This is a genomic window from Sediminibacterium soli (assembly GCF_009939225.1).
GTDB classification, from domain to species: domain Bacteria; phylum Bacteroidota; class Bacteroidia; order Chitinophagales; family Chitinophagaceae; genus Sediminibacterium; species Sediminibacterium soli.
In genome coordinates this window covers 59107-79639 of record NZ_JAACJR010000008.1, presented here as the reverse complement: position 1 = coordinate 79639, position 20533 = coordinate 59107, and the positions used below count along the sequence as shown (strand labels likewise).

Below are 20533 nucleotides of genomic sequence, written 5' to 3'. Positions count from 1 at the left end.
GTGTTACCTTCCGTATAAAAAGCAAAGATCTCCCGAGGGAGATCTTTGCTTTTTATACCTATGATCGGTGTTTGTAGGGTGGTTTATCCTTTGTGCATAAAGAAATGGATCAGCAGGTAGCCGGCAACGCAGAGCGCCAGAATGCCGAATATGGCAATCACCAGCCAGTTCTGGTCTTTCAGCCTGCGTTTGCGTTTGCGGGCCTGGCGGAGCCTGGTGTATTTCTGCAGTTGTTTGTCAAGCTGGTCCGCGTAGCTGAGCGCCTGCCCGGGGTCTTTGAAACGCTGCAGTCCTTCCACCGCATCGTCTACAAAAGCAGAATCGGCCATCTGTTTTTCAATGGCAAAACGTTCCTCTTCCGATGCGTTCCCTTCGAGGTAGCGCATCAGTTCTTCGTGGTTCAGTTCATCGTCACTGTTCAATATGTCTTTCAGGTCTGCCATTACCTTTGTTTCATTTTCTTTTCGACCAGTATTCTCAGGTTTCGTTTACCGTTCTGGATATAACTTTTTACCTGCAAAAGCGTATAGCCTGTAATAGAAACGATCTCCTGGTAGCTTTTCTTTTGCAGGTAGAACAGACGGATGCAATTTTTCTGTTCCGGGCTCAGTTCTTCCAGGGCCGCTTCCAGCTGTGTAAGCGTGAGCTCCTTATCGGCCAGCTCGTTTTTGTCCGTTTCGGTTGCCGCCAGCTGTGTTTTCTCTTCTACCGGCACCGTCACATGTTTATCGCGCAGCTTCATCAGGCAATGGTTGCGGGCCACCATATACAGCCAGCTTTTGATGTACGATACCCGGTATTTCTCCAGCTCCATGATCGCTTTCAGGAATATCTGCTGCACCGCATCACGGGCTTCTTCTTCGTTCTTCAGGTATTTCATACACACACCCAGCAACAGCAGTGTATACCGCTGCAGCAGTATGCCCAGCCACTCGTTGTTACGGTCTTTATAGAACCTGTCTAATAGCTCCTGGTCTTCAATATGGTCGTATCGTTCCTGCGCCACGCCTGAAAATAGCTTTTCTGTTAGATGCAGCCCCTGTAAATTTCCATATCTTTCCGCAAACTCGGCAAATGAATATGATCGTTTGTATCGTTCCCATATCCCCGATGCGCAAAGAGGCATCGCACAGGACTGAGATGGTAAGCCAGATGCTGTTTGGGGAGGCAGCCGAACTGCTGGAAACGACCCGGGATTTCCTACGTATCCGCGCCCTTTTTGACGGATACGAAGGCTGGTGCCAGCGCACACAATTTGCCGAGGTGCCGGAAACGGAGAAGACCTGGCACAAACAGCTTACGGCAGAATGGATCAACACGATCCTGTTCAACGATCAAACCATGCAGGTACCCCTGGGCTGTTCCATCGATATGCTGGAAAACGGCCGGGGCAGCATCGGCGCTTTTCACTGCTCCTACGCGGGCAAACGCCATGATCCATCGGGCACGCCGTTCGATAAAAGGGCGTTGGTGGCTTTTTCCAGGCAGTACCTCAATACGCCCTATCTCTGGGGCGGACGCTCTGTATTTGGCATAGACTGCAGCGGCTTTGTACAGCAGGTATTCCTTTTTTTCAACAAACAGCTGCCCCGCGATTCTTACCAGCAGGCAGAAACAGGCGAACTTGTCGGGTTTCTGCAGGAAGCGAATGAGGGTGATCTTGCTTTTTTTGACAACGAAGAAGGCCGCATCACCCATGTGGGCATATTGCTGGGTCCCGACAGGATCATTCATTCCTCCGGCCGCGTACGCATCGATCCCATCGACAATATGGGTATTGTCAGTTCCGATACCGGCGAGCGCACGCATACACTCAGGATCATCAGGCGGATCAATGGGTAACATGGATTCTTTACGGAGCCCGCATTTTTTGGCGGACATACTTCCTGTTTTATTGTAGAAAAAATTTTCAAACCAAACGATAAAAAAACATACGGATATGCTTTTCAGGCTCATGCAGGTATGCCTGCTGCTGCAGGTATCGGTTACAGCCGGTTTCTCACAGCCGCGCTACAGTTCCTTTAAACCCGGCGGGCAATGGCTCGACGAAAACGGTGTGCATATCGATGCCCATGGCGGAAACCTGTTGTATGTTGATTCCACACACACTTTTTACTGGTACGGCGAGCACAGGGGAACACCACAGGGCGTATCCTGTTATTCCTCGAAAGACCTGTATAACTGGAAAAAAGAAGGCGTGGTGCTTACCAAGGGAGAAATACCCGTGCTGGAAAGACCCAAAGTCATTTACGATCCCAAAAACAATCGTTATGTGATGTGGTTTCACTACGACAGCCGTAATTACGATGTTGCCGAACTCGGTGTTGCCACCAGCGATAAGCCGGAAGGCCCTTTCGTGCTAAAAAAACATTTCCGTCCCAACGGGCATGAGTCGCGCGATATCGGCATGTACCTCGAACCGGAAACCAAAAAAGCCTATATCGGTTATGCCGCAGACCATGTGAACCGCACCATCCGTATGGTGGAGCTGACAGAAGATTATCTCGACATCACCACCAACGATTCGGATATCAATGCCCATTGCGAGGGGCCGGGCGTCCTGAAAAGAAGGGGGGTGTATTATTTACTTACAAGCCAGTGTTCGGGATGGACGCCCAACCCCGGCACCTTTTACACCTCTTCGGCCATACTCGGTCCGTACACCAGGGGCGGCAATCCGTTTACCGGCGATGCGGGTAACAACTCCTTTAACTCGCAGCCCTGCTTTATCTTCAAAATACCCGGTTATACCGATGCCTATCTTTATATGGGCGACCGATGGAACGGCGGCGGCAAACCCGATTCCGAATACGTATTCCTGCCCATCACCATCACCGCCGACGGGAAGATGGAAATACACTGGCTCCGCGAATGGGACCTGAGTCTGTTTACCCCGGCGAGAAGAAGGTGATGGAAGAGAGGAATAGGGGAACAGAGGAGCAAGGAACAGGGAACAGGGAACAGGGGAGCAAGGAACAGGGGAATGGGGGGTGAACAATACTTATAAATAGGGATTTCCGGGGGCGTTTGGGAGGGATAGATTTGTTCTTCTAAACGCTGGGTGCTTTATGAGAAACAACAGGCTGGTCTTGCTTGTATTGGTGGTTTCCGTATTCACAGGTTGTAGGGGAGATATACGGGAGGCGACGAACCAGGTTGGTTTTTCAGCGGCCGATATCAACGGTATATGGAAAGACACCGCCACCGGGGCGATGGTGCGCATCAGCGGCGTTGACCTGCATCAAACCGGCACCGGCACCGTGTACGCCATGGGCACTGCATTACCGTCTTCGGCCCTGGGTGGTATTTGTATAAAGGAAGTGGAGTTTATACGCGCCGGTTACTGGGAAGCCTATCACCAGCAATTTACCGGCGGCAGCTGGCAGCAAACCAGGGTGATCGGTCTGACCATGAAAGTATCGAAATCCGAGTTGCGGATGGGGGATAAGGTATACAGCAGGCGGTAAGCTGCAGTAAATAAAGACAGGGGTTTCAAAATTCTCGGATACCGACATGTCAACATTCCTGCAGTTACAAAATCTGGTTTTGTTTGGCAAAGTTCACCAGGCCGGCCACGTTTTTGAGTGATAATTTTTTGAGGATATTCCTGCGATGGGTGTTGACCGTCAGCTCGCTCAGGAAAAGCTCGGCTGCGATTTCCTTGGTGCTCATCTCGCGGCATACCAGCCGGATCACTTCCACTTCCCGTTTGGTGAGCTGGTATTTTTTCAGGAACTCATCGAAGAAATAAGAGTCTTCCGAAACCGGTTTCAGTTCTTCGGTGGCCGGAAAATGCGTCTCGCCCGATAACAGCATGCTGATCGCATCCCGCAATTCGGCGGCGGTTGAATTTTTTACGAGGTACCCATCAGCCTGCATTTTCTTTACCGTGCCCACCAGGTCGGGTTGCGAATAATTGGACAGTACCAGTACCTTCACACGCGGAAACTGCTGCTTGATCTTTTCCAGGCATTGCAGTCCATCGTATCCCGGCATGTTGAGGTCAAGAACCACCAGGTCGGGTCTTTCCTGCGCCACGGCATCCATCAGTTGATGGCCATTGTGCGCGGTTGCCACAATTTCCAGGGAAGCATCGTCTTTTAAGATCGACTGTACGCCCTCCAGCATGAACTGGTGATCGTCAGCCAGTATGATCCTGCTTGGTGTCATAGGTAATGGGTATTTCTATCGTTACAATCAGTCCTTTCGGTTCGTTGCGGTCAATGGCCATCGAACCGCCGTAATAGTTTGTCTTTGACCGGATGCCTGCCAGTCCCAATCCATCGCCCGACACCTGTTCCAGTCCCACGCCGTCGTCTTCCGCAATAAGGCTGAACACATCCTCATGTTCCGATACCTGTAACAGCGCATGACCGGCGCCCGAATGTTTGGCAATATTGTTGAGCAGCTCATAGGCAATGCCGTAAAGCGCCAAATAATACTGCTCCAGTCTTGGTTCATACCTGTCAAACCCGATCACCACCAATTGCATATGGATCTTGCCCGATGCGTTAAAGATACCCACCAATTTTTCCAGCGCCGTTCGAAAGCCCACCTGCGTAAGCATGACAGGACTCAGCGCATGGCTGAGGTTACGGACCATATCAGATACGATGCCCACGGCTTCCTCGGTTTTTTCAAACTTGGCCGATGTATCGGGCTGCAGGAACAGGTTTTTTTCCCTGATCGATGAGAGATTGAGTTTTACCGCCGAAAGTAAGGATCCGGCCACATCGTGCAATTGGGTGGCGATGCGACTGCGCTCTTCCTGCTGCACCTGCATCAGCACATGCGTGTTTTCCTGCTGCTGCCGGTTCATTTCTATCAGCAGGTTTTCTTTGTCGAGCCGATACCGGCTGAACCGGTATACAAGCCCGGCGGTGAGGATGATTGCTTCCACCACATAGCCGAAAGCAAGACCATAATGACTGAAGAAATGATCGAAGCGGTTAAGACTGCCCAGTGAAAAAGACACCTGCAGCACTGCCGACACCAGCAGCACCGACTGCGAAACCAGGTAAAACACCGCCAGCCGGTTGCCACGCCAGGATGCGGAAATCAAAATGGTGAATGAAAGAATGATATAGGTAAGCGGGAATATAGGCACCAGGTATTGCAGGTACAGCCACCAGTTGTTCTGCTGGTTCTGGTCGTTCAGGCAAAGCGTCAGCACGATGCAGCCCAGCAGCAGCGTATTGATGGAACGAAATGTGTTGAGCAGCCACCTGCTTTTTATGCCACCGATATACCGTACCAGGAATATAGATGCAAAAATAAGCGGCACCACCACAAATATGGGTCGGGCTTTACTGGCAAACCAGGGCAGGTTGGGCCAGAGGTATTCAAATCCATAACCCGCATTCGATAACACCCAAAGCCAGCCCGAACCGATATAGAGGATATAGTACAGGTACAGCCTGTCTTTCTCCATGATAAAAAGATAGATACCGAAAATGACCAGCAGCAGCAGCATACCGGTAAAAAGGAAGACCGTGGTTTTGGTACCCGATTCTTCGCGAAGGGCACGGACTTTATCGGTGAGGTAATAGGAGAGCTGTAACGATTCGTTCCGCTTGTCTATCTGCGCCAGGTAAATGCCTTTTTTGTTGATGGGAAAATAAAACCCCGTTGCCTCCACCGGTCGCTGGCGGAAAGGAAAATAATCACCGGTAACCCACTGCAGCAGTGTGCTGCTGTCGCTGATAAAATAAAAATGGATCCGGTTAATATGGTGGTGGCCTATATACAGCAGCAGGGAATCTGCCGGTCTGTCAACCGGGTTTTCGTACAGCAGCCAGAAAAGCGACCGTGTAAAACCCGGATTCTTTCCCTTATCCGGCGCCTGTTTTACCTGGTGATTCCGGTACAGCTGCAATACCCGCTGCGGATCGGGGTAACGCGAGGTGTCTTCATACAGATAAAAATGCGTGCTGTTATCCTGGGCCAACAGGCCGCCCTTCCAACAGGAAACAAGCAACAGTAACAAAACCACACGCAGGGATATCGGCATCAACAAGGGGATGATGGTCAAATATAGGAACAGATGAACAAGGAGCAAGGAACAGGGGAACAAGGAACAAAGAATAAGGAACGGGTGAACATGGTTACCTGGTTCTTCAATGCATCAGTCGTTTTTCCAGGCCCTCGAGTGAAACGCCTTTGGTTTCGGGCATTTTGGTGAGGGTCCAGATCAGCTGCAGCAGCATCATAAAGGCAAAAAAAGCGAAGATGGGCCAGGGATTGTCTTTGAAGATGCCGTTCCCGGAATCAAGAAATACAGGTGTTACCAGCGTAATGATGGCGGCAAACACCCAGTGCACGCTTGCGCCGAAAGACTGTCCTGCCGCACGTATGCGGTTGGGGTATATTTCGGATATGAATACCCAGATCACAGCGCCCTGGCCGATGGCATGCGCGGCGATAAACAGCAACAGGAAACCCATCAGTAAGGCGGCGCCGGCATGTGTATAGAACGACCAGGCCACCATCGACAGGCTGAGTATGTACCCCAGCGACCCGATGACCAGCAGTTTCCGCCTGCCGGCGCGGTCGATCAGGTACAGCCCCACGAAGGTGAACAGCAGGTTGGTGCCACCGATGGCGATGGAATTGAGCAGCGACTCTTTTGCAGCAAGTCCCGCTTTCTCCAGTATCTCCGGTGCATAGTAAAGGATGAAATTGATACCCGATACCTGGTTAAAGAACGCGATCATAAAACCCAGCCACAGCACTTTCCGGTATGGGGCGCTGAACAACTGCGCCCCGCTTCCCGCGGCGGCTTCGTCCCTGTTGGCTGCCAGAATGGTTTCCACCTCTTTATCAGGATCCGTTATACCCAACTGTACCAATACCTGCCTGGCAGCAGTCATATCATTTTTCTGCGTGATCAGCCAGCGCGGACTTTCCGGAACGCCCAGTACCATCAGGGTATAGAGCACAGACGGGATGGCCAGCACACCCAGCATCCAGCGCCAGTCGTTATCGCCGCCCACACCCTGGAGTAAATAATTGGAGAGAAATGCCACCAGTATCCCGAAAACGATGTTGAACTGGTACATAGCGCCCAGCCGGCCCCGGCTGCCGGGTGTTGCTATTTCGGAAATATAAGTGGGCGCTGCCACAGAAGAAACCCCTATGCCCACGCCGCCGATAAAACGGAAGAAAGAGAACAGATAGGGATCGTTTGCCAGCGCTGTTCCAAATGCCGAAACCGCAAACAGCAGTCCCACCGCAATCAATACCTTTCTTCTTCCGTATCGCTGCGTAGGAATGCCGCCAAAGACCGCTCCGAGTACGGTGCCCCATAAGGCCATCGACATGATGAAGAAACCGTGAAACAGCGGCGAGGTATGCCAGAGATTTTTAATAGGAAGGTTGGCGCCGGAGATCACCACCGTATCAAACCCGAAAATAAAACCAGCCAGGGCAGCCACCACCGAGTAACGGAACAGTTGGTTCTTTTGCATGCAATCCTTGTTTGCACAGTAAGATAAGAAAACCGCCGCGATTCAGGAAGCGTTCCGGATCCTTTCGGCGCAGGGGATGATGGATTTGCGGATCGCGGGTTCCCGGATATGATCTCGGCGGGAGGCTGCTCCCTCGCGTCTCTGCGTTGAACAGGAATGGTCAGCCCTGCTGTCTTTTCACCATTTCGCCGATCCATACCGGGGCAAAAGGGGAGGTGCATCCTTTGGAAACGGGATAGTCTCTGTAAATACCCAGTTTCTCCCCGATGGCGATGGCGCGCTGGCGGTGTTTTTCGTGGTGGATGCCGATATTGGCCAGTGCGGTGTTCATGGTCCACTGCACTTCGGGCGGCGCGGCGGGCATCTCGGATTCAATTCTGTCCAGCAATGCCTGGATATCCACCAGTGCCGGATCGCGCGCTATATTGCCTGCGGTAAGACTCCATCCTGCACGGGCGGCCCATTTGTTCCTGCCATTCATCCAGCCGGTGCGGAAAGATTCTTTGTCGGGAAACACTTTGACCACATAGCTGTACAGCCAGTCCGCCACCGGGGCGTAACCGGCAGACTGTACCATTTTTTCCAGTTCTTTTTTTGTCAGTTTTCTGGTGTCGGTGATGAGTACGGCAAGCAGTTGTGCATCCAGGTTGCCGGTCTCCCAAAGTTCCATTGCCAGCGCCTGATCGGTTTTGATTTTGCCGGCAAGCGCGCGTATATCTCCCATTTTTACGCCAAACTGGTTATCGCCCAGGCCGAATTTCCTGTTATGCGCCATGGTTTTTTCGTTGCTCATCGATTTCAGCCGGGCCAGCGTTTCTTTCAGTGTCATAATGCTCGTTTTTCGGGCTATCCAAATGTACGCATAAACAGTGCCACGGAGCGTTCTTCCGGTCTGTCTCCGGTTGGTCGGCCTAAGCCGAAAAAAGAAGTCTGGAATGGCTTGCATTATGCAGAAACTTTTATTAGGTTTACGATATCCCCCCTTATTTACTGATCAAAACCCAACTGCTTATGCAACGGTACCGGTGTGCCATCATTGTGCTGTGCTCCGTCTTTTACCTGCACGCAAAAGCCCAGATCGTAGAAGTGGATTATACATGGGCAAAGGAAAAAATCAACAATTTGTCCGCGAGAAATATTTCTGGATTGACCCAAAAAACGACAAAGATCCAAAAGCGTATTCAGGCCGACGACGAATCTTTTCAGCTGCTTCGAAGCGGTATCATAGATTACCTCACCAACGGCGGCGTGCAGGCTTCTGCGCGGTTTCTGAAACTGAATATCGGGGAGGAAAAATTCAGCATTCCGTTTTATATCTACACAGGCACCTCAGGTACCGGATTTGGCAATGATAAAGAGAATAGCCAGTCTGTCAATTCGCTGCTCAATCAGCTCGGCGGCACGTTGAATTTTTCCATCAACCAGTCCTTTAATCTGTTAGAAAGAAATGCATCGGCCCGCACACTGCTTAAGTTCAACTATCACCTGGGTACCCGGCTTGTCAATGGCAGGGACAGTCTTACCCAGGAAAGTATCAATTACCTCAACAGCTTTGCCAATGCAGGACTGTATTTTCAAACAGGGGCCTGGGCCAATGATGATATGAGTAATATAGGCATGTTCTTTCTGCAGGCGAAGATTTCCGGGAACATGTCGGCCGAAAGCAATTTTGCGCGCATATTCGGACCAGGCTTCAAAAAAAATTCACTGCTGGGCTATTCGGTTGATATGGGGATAGAAATTGACAATATTATCAGCCTGCGTGCCGGTGTTTACCAGTATACCAACAGCCCGGTGGAACTGCTTGCCAAACCTGTTGTCAAATTTGCCGTTAACTATAAACTAAACTGATCATGGCTATCACCAACTGTCCAAAGCTAAAATACGAGGGAAACAATAGGTCTCTCACCAATGCGATCCTGGAAGCGAACCGCATCCTTTCAGATGAGGTATTTTACCAGAAACTCGAACAGATCAATTCTTTTGACAATTCTGTTTATTCCGGCCGGCAGATCGCCGCGGAATTTACCGCGTTTCCAAGAGAGATCACCGTAACCACTTTCTGGAGGCCCTGGAGCCGTTCCAACGCGGGCACACTCGACAAGATCAGTGTGAATACGGCTAAACTGAACAGAAGCCTGGCATCGATAACCAATACACTGGTGCACGAAACCGTGCATGCTGTTGACTACCTTACCAATAACCAGTTTGATTATACGCATCATGACAACAATCCCAACGGGGAAGCAAATACAGCGCCCTGGGTGATCGGTGAACTGGCGGAGTTGATGGTGCGGGACCGATAAAAAAGCATATGGTAAGGATATTGTATTTACTCGTTTCAGTTTTGCTGACGGGGCAGGCCCTTGCACAGCCTTTGCCGGCTGCGCGCTATCAGCGTTTTGGTATCAGCTACGACCAGGACTATACCCTGGAATGGTTTGGCATGAAACAATTGAATGAAGACAGAAACTACACGATGGGTTTTGGCTTCCACTACGCAACAGATGCATTTGAAAAATGTTTTCTATTTGCTCCTTCGCGCTGGCTTTTCAAAATGATAAAACCGAAACGTGTACAGTATGCCACGGGATTCTATGTAATGCAGCTGGCTAACGGATCGTTTACCCCTGATTCCTTGCCCGCTTCCTATCCGATCTACAACGACAGGCCATATGCCTCTCTCACTTATCTGCAAACAACCGGAATGTTTCTTGATCGCGAAAAGTGTCGGTTATATACTTTCGGGCTGGCTGCGGGTGCGCTGGGTACAGGAGTTTCCCGTGAAATACAAACCGCGATTCACAAGGGGATGAACAATAATGATACAAAAGACCCGCGCACGCCAAGGGGCTGGCATAACCAGCTGTCAGACGGCGGCGCGCTTACCGCATTACTGTTTTACCAGCAGGATCATTTGCTGACCCGGGGACCGCTGCGCCGGCGTGAATTGGGTTTCACAGACAGGCTTATCCGCTTCGGAGGTGAATGGAAAGCCGCCGGCCGCTTAAACCTGGGTTGGTACAATACCGCCGTCGCTGAATTGTCCTGGCGTTTTGGCTGGCTCGATCCGCGCAACTGGATGTATGCGACCAATCCGCTCGGATCTTCCTCGATGCTTTTTAAGCCCAATGCCGTTGCAACAATGGAAAACTATTATAAACGCGAAAAAGCAACAGAGCTCTTTTTCTTTGCAGCGATCAGGGGTAATTTCATTGGGTACAATGCACTGATAAGCGGCCAGAGCCGTCACGATGCGGTAAACCTGCCCAATGCCTGGGCTCGTCGCGGCGTGTTCGACGGATCGCTTGGGTTTTGTATCAATCCTTCTGTTTCCAGCAGAACCAATTTTGACGGAAAACTGAAATTCAATTTTCGCTCACCCGAGTTCGAGGCGCCCGGTCGTGCTCCGCGCTGGCATTACTGGATGAGTATCGAGATGAATGTTCATATCGTAAATCGACGGCAATAAACTGCCATTGTTTCCCCTTTGAAAGAACAGATGCCGCGGATCAGCGCGGCGGCCTCGTATGGCAATCGCGTCCCGCCCGGTACCCTGACGGGCATATTTACGCAAACCACCAGCGGTTTTGTCGCAATCCTACCCATGGTGGCGGGGAATATTGGCACAAATTTGTGGTGTAAAACATCATCAACTTTAAAACGATTCCCATGCGAAAATTAAAAGTACAGGTACAAATGACCCTGGACGGTTTTGTAGCCGGTCCCAACGGAGAACTCGACTGGATGTGGCTGAGCCAACCCGATGAAGCGGGAATGCGCTTTGTCATTGACCTGGCCGATACCTGCGACACCATCTTACTCGGCAGAAAAATGACCCGCGAATTCATCGATCACTGGGAAAATACGCTCGATAATTTGCCCGACAGTAAAGAGCAGTCGCTTGCCTACCGTATGGTCAATATGCGTAAGATCGTGTTCAGTCATACCCAGAAAGAGATCAAAGGCCGCAACCTGGAAGTGGAAAACGGCGACCTGGCCACTGCCGTAAAAGCCCTGAAAGAACAACCCGGTAAGGACATCATGGTGTATGGCGGCGCCACTTTTGTCAGTTCGCTGATCAGCCTGAACCTGATCGATGAATACTATATCATCCGGAACCCCGTGGCGATCGGGGAGGGGATGCGGATATTCAAAGAGAGAAAAATGCTGGCGCTGGAGAGCGTGGTTACTTATGCGAATGGAAAGATGCTGACTAAGTATCTGCCGGTGTAGGGTGGTGTGGTGCGGGAATTTGTTGCCACAGATTACACAGATTGACACAGCTTTTTTATGTGCTAACCTGCCTGTCGGCAGACAGGGCTGTGCTAATCTGTGCAATCTGTGGCAATTTTTTTTACACAACTAAATCTTTACCCGATCTTTCAGCGCTGTACGGGCATACTTGCGGAGTGCTAGTACCGCTCACTCCCCGCAAAATCGCTTTCGTAATTTCCCTTCATCCGCTCCATCGAAGGGTTGAAATAGCCGAATTTCAGGTTAGGGAATTCTTCACGGAGCAGTTGCATTACCTGTTTCATGCCAAGCATATCGCCCGTTTCGTAGGCGCCGATCTTGCCCATGTACCAGTCGGGGTCTATATTGAAATTGCGCCACTGGATCATGCAGAGATCGGTGTCGATGATAAGCTGTCGCAGGGCCTCGTATTCTTCCACGCTGTCTGTCATACCGGGGAATACGAAATAGTTGATGCTTGTCCAGCCTCCGAAGCTGCGCATCACTTTCAGGCTGTCGATGATGTCTTCGAAGCGGTAGTTATTGGGGCGGTAATAGGGATCGTAAATACGTTTGCGGGCCGAGTTGGTGCTTACACGTATGCTGTTGAGGCCTGCCTCGCATAAGGCGCGCACCGCATCGGGTTTGGAACCGTTGGTGTTTATATTGATGCTGCCCTTATCCGTATGCCTCCGTATTTCGATGATGGCTTCGCGTATGGTTTCCCACATCAGCAAGGGCTCGCCTTCGCAGCCCTGGCCAAAACTTACGATGGGGTAAGGTGCTGTCATCAGGTGAGGTACGGCAAACTCCACGATCTCTTCGGGGAGAGGTTTGAACGTAAGCCTGTCCTGCGTGGATACGATCGATTCTTCCTCGGGCTGGAAGGAGATGCATCCCACGCAGTTGGCATTGCAGGCAGGGGAACTCGGTATCGGGCATTCCCACCTGCCCAAAGCAAAATTGCGCGCTGCCGGACAATGGTAGGTCATGCAGCAGTTCTCCATCAGGTGTTTTACCAGTCGGTTACCGGGATAGGCCTGGAGCAGGTGTTTGGTACCCTGTTCAATTTTGGTGTCGTCGTAACCTGCGCATTCCTGTCGTATGTCTTTTTCGATGCGTACCGCAGGTACATAGTATTGGTTGTTGAACCAGCCCACAGCGGTGTAGCAAAACAGCGGCAGGGTAGGCGCATCGGGCAGGGTTTCGTATGCTGCAATAAAAAGACCGGTATGCGCGGGTGGGATAAAGGCGGCTACAGCCCATCCTTTTTCGCAGAGACGCATCTCGCCGGTGTGCACGTCTATGCCTATGCCGCGCCTGCCGGGCAGTTCGTAAAGATTGCCGCCTTCGGGGAGTATGATCCAGTCTTCCTCGGGTACGGGCATGGCATCCCATCCTGCACGGCCTGCGGCGTAAAGGCTGGTGTCTTCGAAAATATTACCGTTACCGTCGGAATAAAGTATATAGGGAGTAGGCATAATGTCTTTGTTTTTTCGCTGCGAAACGCTGCGGTGATTTTTACCGCAGAGACGCGGAGATCGCAAAGTATCGCAGAGAGAGGTCAGGCTGCCTGTGCAGACAGCAGGCACCGGCGGCAGAAATCGTTGAAATCCGTTTCGAGTTTATCGCTGATATGTTCGTTGATCTCTTTCTGTATGATCCTGTTGTTCTTGAAATCGATGGTGAGCAGGCCGTCCTTTAACACTACATTGTTCAGCTCTTTCCAGTCATACATTCTTTTGGGAAGGGAATTGAACACCACCTGTTTTTCATCAAACGCGTATTCGATGGGAAACTTTACCTGTCTTTCGAGTATGGCGGAAAGGATAAAGATGGCCGCTACCCATTTCCAATCGCCTGGCTGCGCTATCCAGCCGATGGCGGCAAGCGAAAGGGCAAAACGGTAATTGGCATTGCCTTCATGGCGCTGTTTGCGGTTGCCGATCACCAGCAATACCAATATACCTGTCATGATCAGGTACAGGTACACGGCTTTGAAGGTAATGGGATACATATGCGGCGAAGACCCGAATGCGATCAGCGAGAGAAACAGCATGATCTGGCTCACCAGGTTCACCAGTTTATAATCCGGCTGCTTGCATTCAACAATATAATCGTAGGCTTTAACAGGCATCCTATGAATTGTTATGGGTAAGCAGGTTGCATAATCTCCACAGGCAGCGCGCGCCCACATTGCTGTCCCAGTCGGTTTGTCCCACCGCTATCTCCACAAGATCAAAGCCGATGAGTTTGCGTCCGCTGTTGCTGATCCTGCGTATCAGGTAGAATATTTCTTCCAGTTCAAAACCACCGGGTACAGGGGTGCCGGTATTGGGACAGTATTTCCTGTCCAGGCCATCGATATCGAAACTGATATATACTTTTTCAGGCAGGTGGTTAACGATCTCGTCCACGATATGTTTCCAGGTCTCGCCTTCGAACTGGCGTTCCTTGATGTGTTTGTCGAGGTAAGTGACCACCCGGTAATTGCTGTTCGAGATATATGCCCATTCGCTTTCGCTGTAGTCGCGGATACCCACCTGCACCAGTTTTTTTACGGCGGGAATTTCTTCCAGCACATTGTACATCACCGATGCATGCGAATATTTGAAATTTTCATAGGCTTTGCGAAGATCGCAGTGTGCATCTATCTGCAGTATGCCAAAATCGCCGTGCCTGTCGGCCAGCGCCTTGATAAACCCGAACGGTGTGCTGTGATCGCCGCCTATCAGGCCTACCAGTTTGTCTTTGCCAAGCAGGGCCGTGGTCTGGTGGTATACCCACTGGTTCAGCAATTCGCTGCCCTCGTTGATGTCTTTCATGCTTTTGCACATGAACTTGTTCTTGTCAACGATCTCGCCCTTGGAGATATAATCAATATAGAGTTCTGCTTCCTTGCGCAGGTAATCGCTTTTCATAAGGATCTTCTTGTCCACATCCTTCATGAAAAACCCCTGTTTCCAGCCCTGGTCGCCGTCCTGGTCAAATAGATCCACCTGGATACTGGCCTTGCAGATATGCTCGGCGGCCCTGGCGGTACCGGCGCCATAACTAACGGTCACTTCCCAGGGAACGGGAAGCAATACCAGCCTTGCATCGTCTTCGGAGAAGGGGAGCCCGAATATGTTGTTAAACGGGTTACCGACCGCATTGGGGTCGAATTGCGAAAGATCAGCCATGATAATGTTGTTGCAAAAACGGATGCAAATTAGGCTAATTACCGGATTTCCGGCGTTAAAATCTGTATGCTTTGCCCCCGGATGGAAATTGCCCGGGGATTGGATTTTTTTTAACACCTGCCTTCGCGGGGCCTGGGCAGGCAGCTTTGGAGTGGGAACCGCTCCGGAAACACCGTGTACCGGCGGAACCGCTCACCACAAACCGCCGTGTCTTGGCATTTTTACGCTAATTTTGCGGCGTAAAATTGCAGGTATGAAGAAAACGCATATTGTGATACTGGTGCTGATCGCCGCAGCCATAGTGGTGCTGGTAAGTTATATGGGCGATCTGACTACGTACGAGACCATCGCATCCGCCCGCCAGAAAGAGGGTAAATTCGTGAACCTGATCGCAAAGATCGACCTGCAGCAGCCGGTGGAATACGACGCGGTGAAAAACCCCAATTACCTGAGCTTTACCGCTGTGGATACCCTGGGCAACCGCATTAAAGTGGTGTACCATAACAACAAACCCACCGATATGGAGAAAAGCGAGCGCGTGGTGCTCAAAGGCAAGGTAACGGGCGATCATTTTGACTGCAAGGATATCCTGCTCAAATGCCCCTCCAAATACAAAGACGACCCGAATGCCATGAAGAAGAATGTTCAGGCAACAGGAATGAATTGAAAACGATAATGGTTTAATGGCTGTATTGTTTTATGGCATTGCGTCACCGGCAGTCAAAAGCAATATAACAAGGCAACCATTTAACAATATAACAGAGACCTCTCTTACTTTCTAAACCCTCCCTACCGCATGGATTATATCGGCGAACACCTGCTCCCGGGTCAGATCGGACATTTTTTCGTGGTGCTTTTTTTGGTGAGTTCATTGACCGCCACCATCGCTTATTTCAAATCGTTCCGGTCTGCTGATATCGTTTCGCAACAGGGCTGGCAGCGGCTGGCAAGGCTGGCTTTTCTTGCGGAGACCATCAGTGTGATTGCGGCATTTGCCACGCTGTACTATATCATCTCTCATCATTATTTCGAATATAAATATGCTTTTACGCACAGCGACAAAAGCCTGCAGATGGAATACCTGTTTGCCTGTTTCTGGGAAGGACAGGAGGGCAGTTTCCTGTTATGGGCGTTCTGGCATTGTGTGCTGGGCTGGCTGCTGGTATGGCGCGGCAGGGGATGGGAAAGCGGTGTAATGAGCGTGATCAGTTTTGCCCAGTTTGCACTGGCCACGATGGTGCTGGGTGTTTATTTCTTTGGCGTAAAACTGGGCAGCAGTCCGTTTACGCTGGTACGCAACGAGGGTATCCTCGACAATGCACCCATATTCAAGGATGCAGCCACCGGTCTGCTTCGCGCCGATTACCTCCAGTTCCTGAAAGACGGTACGGGGCTGAATACGCTGCTGCAGAATTACTGGATGGTGATACACCCGCCTGTACTGTTCCTTGGTTTTGCATCCACCATCGTACCGTTTGCCTTTGCCATGGCGGGACTGATGAAGAAAGACCATAGCTGGATAAAACCGGCAATACCCTGGACATCCTTCTCCGCCGCCGTGCTGGGAACCGGTGTGATGATGGGCGCGGCATGGGCCTACGAAAGTCTTTCCTTCGGCGGCTACTGGGCATGGGACCCCGTGGAGAATGCATCGCTGGTGCCCTGGCTGGTACTGATCGCCGGACTGCATACCAACCTGATCTATAAAAGCACGGGGTATTCGTTGCGCCCCACATATTTCTTTTATATCGCGGCTTTCTCGCTGGTACTGTATTCAACCTTCCTTACCCGGAGTGGTATACTGGGCGATACTTCGGTGCATGCATTCACCGACCTGGGTATGAACTGGCAGCTGCTGTTGTTTGTGCTGGTATTTTTTGTGCCGGCAATGGCGATGTACGGTATCAGGTACAAAGCCATCCCGACGATCCATAAAGAGGAAAAAACCTATAGCCGCGAGTTCTGGATGTTTATCGGTTCGCTGGTATTCTTTCTTGCCGGACTGGTGATCATATCCAAAACCTCCGTTCCCGTGGTGAACAAGGTGTTCGGCACCAATATTGCGCCGCCGGAAGATGCGGAGTTCGCGTACAACCAGATACAGGTGTTCGTAGCCATCGTGATCGGCGTACTCACTGCCGTTACACAGTATTTCAAATACAAAGACACGCCCAAAGCCTATTTCAATAAGAAGATATTACTGCCAACCGTCATTTCACTGGTGATCGGTATACTGATCAGCTTCTGGGGCCATGTGGCGTTCGATAAAAAAGGCCCCGGCTTCCTGATCGCCATTCATATTGCTATTTACGCTTCGGTGTATGCCGTGGTGGCGAATATGGGTTATATCTGGGCGGGACTGAATGGTAAGATCAGGGCTGCCGGCGCATCGGTGGCGCATATCGGCTTTGGGCTGATGCTGGTGGGCATACTTATTTCATCGAGCAAGAAAACGGTGTTGAGCTGGAATACCACGGGTATTACCCCGCTGACCGGCAATCCGAAAGACAAAGCCAATCCCGCAGGCGATCCGGCGGAAAACATCACGCTGTTCAAAAAACTGCCTACGGATATGGGCAAGTACATGGTTACCTATGTACAGGATACCCTGAACGAGCGCGACCGTAAGCGGTATTTCGAGATCGATTTCCAGGCGAAAGACGGCAGCGAACATTTTAAACTCTATCCCGATGTGATCAAGCAGAACAAAGGGGGCGAGGGGTTTGCAGCCAATCCAGCTGCCAAGCACTACTGGTATAAAGATGTATTCGTTTACATCACTTCCTTTCAGGAAAACAGCCGAGAGGATACGGCCAGTTTCCAGGCCCGCCCCATCAGCAAAGGCGATACGCTGTTTTACAGCCGCGGTATGATGGTGCTGAACAATATTATGCTGAACCCCGACCGGTTTAAGTCCAGGTACCCCGATGCCGACACCGCCATTTTCATGGATATGGTGGTCATTGCCAAAGACGGCCGTACCTATCCCGCCAACCCCGGTTTTGCGGTGAAGAACGGCCAGGTGCGGATGATCGCCGATACCGTGGTATCGCAAAGCCTGGCGCTCAGGTTCAATAAAATACTGGATGGACAGAACGGTAAATTCGAGATCGGTGTTAAAGAAAGCGGGGCCATTACCGACCTGATCACGCTCAAAGTATATGCTTTCCCCATGATCAATATTCTCTGGCTGGGAGTGGTGGTGATGGTGGTGGGGTTCTTTATGTCTATTTACCAGCGGAACGGGAAAAAAGCTGCCAGATAGGTATTCGCGAAAAAAACGACCAACCGGCAATCTGCCATCGCCCATTTAACAATCCCGCTGGGTTACTTTTTCCTGCCAGGCAGCATTAATTCCCGGGAACTGTCTATTTTTAAAACCGGTGAGGATCCTGAACACATATACCGCAGCCATGCTGATCGCTTTGAGCCTGATTACCGGTAAAGCCGGCGCGCAGGTGCATGGTTCTGCCGATACGGTGAAGGTCTATGCCTGGGTAACCCCCGAAGGCGATACGATAGGGATGTCTTACCTGCCCTCCGTAGAAGTGCTTGGCCGGATGAACAGCAAATGGAGAAATTACTGGGCCGACTGGACGCGTCTGCGCAACGCGGTGTATGTAACCTATCCCTACGCAAAAGCCGCGGGCCGTGTGATGAACGAGATCAACGCAAAGCTGGTCAATGTCACCGATAAAAAGCAGCGCAAAGCCATCATACATTCGCGGGAGAAAGAGCTCAAAAAAGAGTTTACGGATAAACTCACCAATCTTTCGGTATACCAGGGTAAGGTGCTGATGAAACTGATCTACCGCGAAACCGGCAGCAACTGTTACGAGATCATCGACGAATACAAGGGATTTATCACCGCCGCCTTCTGGCAAACCGTAGCCGTACTCTTCGGCAGCAACCTCAAACAAAGCTACGACCGCAGCGGCAGAGATGCCGACATGGAACGGATCGTGAAGGATGTGGAGAAAATGTATGGGTTCAAGGGGTAGGAGGAATTTGAAAATGCGATAGGCCGCCACATCTCTCCAAAAAACTCACGCCAACTCACGAAAATCAGTCCCCCTCACTTAAACGCAAAATACACTGCGGCAATAATGCACACTATGCTGATCATGTACTTCAGTTCGAAGGGTTCTTTGAGGTAGAAAATGGCAAAGAGTACAAAGATGAACAGTGCGATCACTTCCTGGGTGATCTTGAGCTGGAAACCTGTCATGCCATGTAAATAACCGTGCCGGTTGGCGGGAACCATGAGGCAGTATTCGAAAAATGCGATCAGCCAGCTGATCAGGATGGCTTTCCAGAGAGGAACGCTGTTGTTTTTCAGGTGCCCGTACCAGGCATAGGTCATAAAGCAGTTGGATAAGATCAGTAACCCGACGGTTCTCAGCATAAAAGGTTTAATTAGGAAAGAGGCAAAATTACCGTAAATTATGTCAGTTGTTCTCCGGTTGATTGCCATAATGCCATTGGAAAGAAAGCTCGCACGGATATTGTATTACACAGGTTGTAAAACGGAAGATCATGAAAAAGTTCCAGGCGATCATCAGGTTTACGATGGATGAGGGTTTCATGTCACTGGTACCGCCGCACCGCACTTATATCAACTACCTCATCAACAAAGGGATCATAGACAGTTATGCCGTAAGCATGGAAAGCCAGACCTGCTGGGTAACGGTCAATGCAGACTCCAAAACAGAAGCCGATGGCTATATCGCCAAATCGCCTTTGTACAAATACTGGACCTACGAGATAGAAGAATTGTTTGTCTACGACAGCAAAGAATACCGCTTGCCCGCGCTGCAACTGAACTAGAGCGGATGATGAATTCGTGGATGATGAATTCGGATTTAAAAACTGTGATAACCTGCCTGTAGGCAGACAGGTCTGTGAAATCTGCGGCATACGCCCTCTCTCAAATTTCCAACCATCAAACAGCTTACCATTGACATTTTCCCGATTGCAGGTAAGCAACCGCGCTTATCCCGCGTTCTCTTCTATCGTAGCCCCGATACCGCGGTCGGTGATTGCGTCGCGCATGGGTTTGAGTGTGTCGTAATCGCCTTTTTTTACGGCGTACTTGCCCTGTGTGTGGATAAGCATGGCGCATTGTTCAGCCTGTTCAGTGGTATGGCCGCAGATATGAACCAGTGTTTCGATCACCCATTCAAACGTATTTACCTCATCATTCCATACGATCAGACTGTAGGATGATGCGAGCTCGGTCATCAGCTCCGTTTCTTCTTTTTCCCAGGGTTTCGCAGCACTGCTGAATATCCTATGCGTCATGCCACAAATGTAGGCGTTGCCGGAGAATGTTCGTGCAAATCCGCTCCCGGCAGCGGCCGGTCAGGAAGAAGGCGGAGCGGCATCACCATCATGGACGGAAACAAACTCCGAAAAAATCCAAAGTTTTTTTTGGCAGTTATGTTACAGGGCCTATTTTTGCACTCCCAATCAATCAAGGGAGCATAGCTCAGCTGGTTTAGAGCATCTGCCTTACAAGCAGAGGGTCCGCGGTTCGAACCCGTGTGCTCCCACAAAGTAACCCCGTAAAATTTTCGGGGTTATTTTTTTATGTATAAGACCTATATCCTTTATTCAGCCTCCTGCGACCGGTTTTATATCGGTTACACC

The 20533-nt window shown here is 50.6% G+C and carries 22 protein-coding genes and 1 tRNA gene; 12 read left to right on the top strand and 11 right to left on the bottom strand.

Going from position 1 to position 20533, the window contains the following annotated elements; translation table 11 throughout:
• Window positions 1–83 precede the first annotated feature (83 nt).
• Both GWC94_RS07650 and GWC94_RS16930 read right to left on the bottom strand, forming a co-directional pair.
• Window positions 84–443: a hypothetical protein gene (locus GWC94_RS07650; RefSeq protein WP_161834462.1), complete on the bottom strand. Its 360-nt coding sequence runs from the start codon at window positions 441–443 to the stop codon at window positions 84–86.
• Window positions 443–1006, bottom strand: a complete 564-nt coding sequence (locus tag GWC94_RS16930; protein ID WP_317163446.1) for an RNA polymerase sigma factor — start codon at window positions 1004–1006, stop codon at window positions 443–445. Before GWC94_RS16930 ends, GWC94_RS07650 begins: the two co-directional genes overlap by 1 nt.
• A gap of 68 nt (window positions 1007–1074) precedes the next feature.
• Here GWC94_RS16930 and GWC94_RS07640 point away from each other — a divergent pair, with 68 nt between their 5' ends.
• The 3 genes from GWC94_RS07640 to GWC94_RS07630 all read left to right on the top strand — a co-directional run bounded on the left by GWC94_RS07640 (window position 1075) and on the right by GWC94_RS07630 (window position 3467).
• Window positions 1075–1842, top strand: coding sequence for a C40 family peptidase (locus GWC94_RS07640; protein WP_161834460.1), 768 nt, complete (start codon window positions 1075–1077; stop codon window positions 1840–1842).
• A 97-nt stretch (window positions 1843–1939) separates the two neighbouring features.
• Complete coding sequence (locus tag GWC94_RS07635; protein ID WP_161834459.1) at window positions 1940–2911, top strand: glycoside hydrolase family 43 protein; 972 nt, start codon at window positions 1940–1942, stop codon at window positions 2909–2911.
• Window positions 2912–3068: 157 nt separating this feature from the next.
• The gene (locus tag GWC94_RS07630) at window positions 3069–3467 is read left to right on the top strand and encodes a hypothetical protein (protein WP_161834458.1); all 399 of its coding nucleotides are present in this window, start codon (window positions 3069–3071) and stop codon (window positions 3465–3467) included.
• Between the two features lie 64 nt (window positions 3468–3531).
• Here the strand turns inward: GWC94_RS07630 and GWC94_RS07625 are convergent, their stop codons facing one another.
• From GWC94_RS07625 to GWC94_RS07610, 4 genes are all read right to left on the bottom strand, one after another.
• Window positions 3532–4170: a response regulator transcription factor gene (locus GWC94_RS07625; protein WP_161834457.1), complete on the bottom strand. Its 639-nt coding sequence runs from the start codon at window positions 4168–4170 to the stop codon at window positions 3532–3534.
• A complete protein-coding gene (locus tag GWC94_RS07620; RefSeq protein ID WP_161834456.1) occupies window positions 4142–6010 on the bottom strand; it encodes a sensor histidine kinase in 1869 nt (622 codons plus the stop codon). Before GWC94_RS07620 ends, GWC94_RS07625 begins: the two co-directional genes overlap by 29 nt.
• A 106-nt stretch (window positions 6011–6116) precedes the next feature.
• On the bottom strand, window positions 6117–7466 hold the full coding sequence (locus tag GWC94_RS07615; RefSeq protein WP_161834455.1) for a sugar porter family MFS transporter: 1350 nt from the start codon (window positions 7464–7466) through the stop codon (window positions 6117–6119).
• A 160-nt stretch (window positions 7467–7626) separates the two neighbouring features.
• Window positions 7627–8295 carry a DNA alkylation repair protein gene (locus tag GWC94_RS07610; RefSeq protein ID WP_161834454.1) on the bottom strand — a complete coding sequence of 223 codons (669 nt, stop codon included), beginning with the start codon at window positions 8293–8295 and terminating at the stop codon, window positions 7627–7629.
• A gap of 182 nt (window positions 8296–8477) precedes the next feature.
• On the opposite strand from GWC94_RS07610, the gene GWC94_RS07605 reads away from it, so the two are divergent.
• The 4 genes from GWC94_RS07605 to GWC94_RS07590 all read left to right on the top strand — a co-directional run bounded on the left by GWC94_RS07605 (window position 8478) and on the right by GWC94_RS07590 (window position 11702).
• Window positions 8478–9317, top strand: coding sequence for a hypothetical protein (locus tag GWC94_RS07605; protein WP_161834453.1), 840 nt, complete (start codon window positions 8478–8480; stop codon window positions 9315–9317).
• A 2-nt stretch (window positions 9318–9319) separates the two neighbouring features.
• Window positions 9320–9772 (top strand): hypothetical protein, encoded by a 453-nt coding sequence (locus GWC94_RS07600; RefSeq protein ID WP_161834452.1) that lies wholly within the window; start codon window positions 9320–9322, stop codon window positions 9770–9772.
• 8 nt (window positions 9773–9780) lie between these two features.
• The gene (locus GWC94_RS07595) at window positions 9781–10938 is read left to right on the top strand and encodes a lipid A-modifier LpxR family protein (protein ID WP_161834451.1); all 1158 of its coding nucleotides are present in this window, start codon (window positions 9781–9783) and stop codon (window positions 10936–10938) included.
• 200 nt (window positions 10939–11138) lie between these two features.
• Window positions 11139–11702 (top strand): dihydrofolate reductase family protein, encoded by a 564-nt coding sequence (locus tag GWC94_RS07590; protein ID WP_161834450.1) that lies wholly within the window; start codon window positions 11139–11141, stop codon window positions 11700–11702.
• 179 nt (window positions 11703–11881) lie between these two features.
• Here the strand turns inward: GWC94_RS07590 and GWC94_RS07585 are convergent, their stop codons facing one another.
• From GWC94_RS07585 to GWC94_RS07575, 3 genes are all read right to left on the bottom strand, one after another.
• Entirely contained in the window at window positions 11882–13183 is a 1302-nt protein-coding gene (locus GWC94_RS07585) for a radical SAM protein (protein ID WP_161834449.1), read from the bottom strand.
• Between the two features lie 83 nt (window positions 13184–13266).
• Entirely contained in the window at window positions 13267–13839 is a 573-nt protein-coding gene (locus tag GWC94_RS07580) for a hypothetical protein (protein ID WP_161834448.1), read from the bottom strand.
• 1 nt (window position 13840) lies between these two features.
• A complete protein-coding gene (locus GWC94_RS07575) occupies window positions 13841–14884 on the bottom strand; it encodes an agmatinase family protein (protein ID WP_161834447.1) in 1044 nt (347 codons plus the stop codon).
• A 253-nt stretch (window positions 14885–15137) separates the two neighbouring features.
• Between GWC94_RS07575 and GWC94_RS07570 the strand changes: the two genes are divergently transcribed.
• The 3 genes from GWC94_RS07570 (at window position 15138) to GWC94_RS07560 (ending at window position 18885) form a co-directional block, all read left to right on the top strand.
• On the top strand, window positions 15138–15551 hold the full coding sequence (locus GWC94_RS07570; protein WP_161834446.1) for a cytochrome c maturation protein CcmE domain-containing protein: 414 nt from the start codon (window positions 15138–15140) through the stop codon (window positions 15549–15551).
• A gap of 129 nt (window positions 15552–15680) precedes the next feature.
• Window positions 15681–18149 (top strand): cytochrome c biogenesis protein CcsA, encoded by a 2469-nt coding sequence (gene ccsA, locus GWC94_RS07565; protein ID WP_161834445.1) that lies wholly within the window; start codon window positions 15681–15683, stop codon window positions 18147–18149.
• A gap of 148 nt (window positions 18150–18297) precedes the next feature.
• Complete coding sequence (locus tag GWC94_RS07560) at window positions 18298–18885, top strand: DUF4294 domain-containing protein (protein ID WP_161834444.1); 588 nt, start codon at window positions 18298–18300, stop codon at window positions 18883–18885.
• Between the two features lie 74 nt (window positions 18886–18959).
• On the opposite strand, the gene GWC94_RS07555 is transcribed toward GWC94_RS07560, so the two are convergent.
• Window positions 18960–19289, bottom strand: coding sequence for a DMT family protein (locus GWC94_RS07555; RefSeq protein ID WP_161834443.1), 330 nt, complete (start codon window positions 19287–19289; stop codon window positions 18960–18962).
• Window positions 19290–19420: 131 nt separating this feature from the next.
• Between GWC94_RS07555 and GWC94_RS07550 the strand changes: the two genes are divergently transcribed.
• Window positions 19421–19711, top strand: a complete 291-nt coding sequence (locus GWC94_RS07550) for a hypothetical protein (protein ID WP_161834442.1) — start codon at window positions 19421–19423, stop codon at window positions 19709–19711.
• A 165-nt stretch (window positions 19712–19876) separates the two neighbouring features.
• Here GWC94_RS07550 and GWC94_RS07545 read toward each other — a convergent pair whose 3' ends face one another.
• Window positions 19877–20185 (bottom strand): ATP-dependent Clp protease adaptor ClpS, encoded by a 309-nt coding sequence (locus GWC94_RS07545; protein WP_161834441.1) that lies wholly within the window; start codon window positions 20183–20185, stop codon window positions 19877–19879.
• A 176-nt stretch (window positions 20186–20361) separates the two neighbouring features.
• Between GWC94_RS07545 and GWC94_RS07540 the strand changes: the two genes are divergently transcribed.
• A tRNA-Val gene (locus GWC94_RS07540) sits at window positions 20362–20436 on the top strand.
• Window positions 20437–20533: the final 97 nt, after the last annotated feature.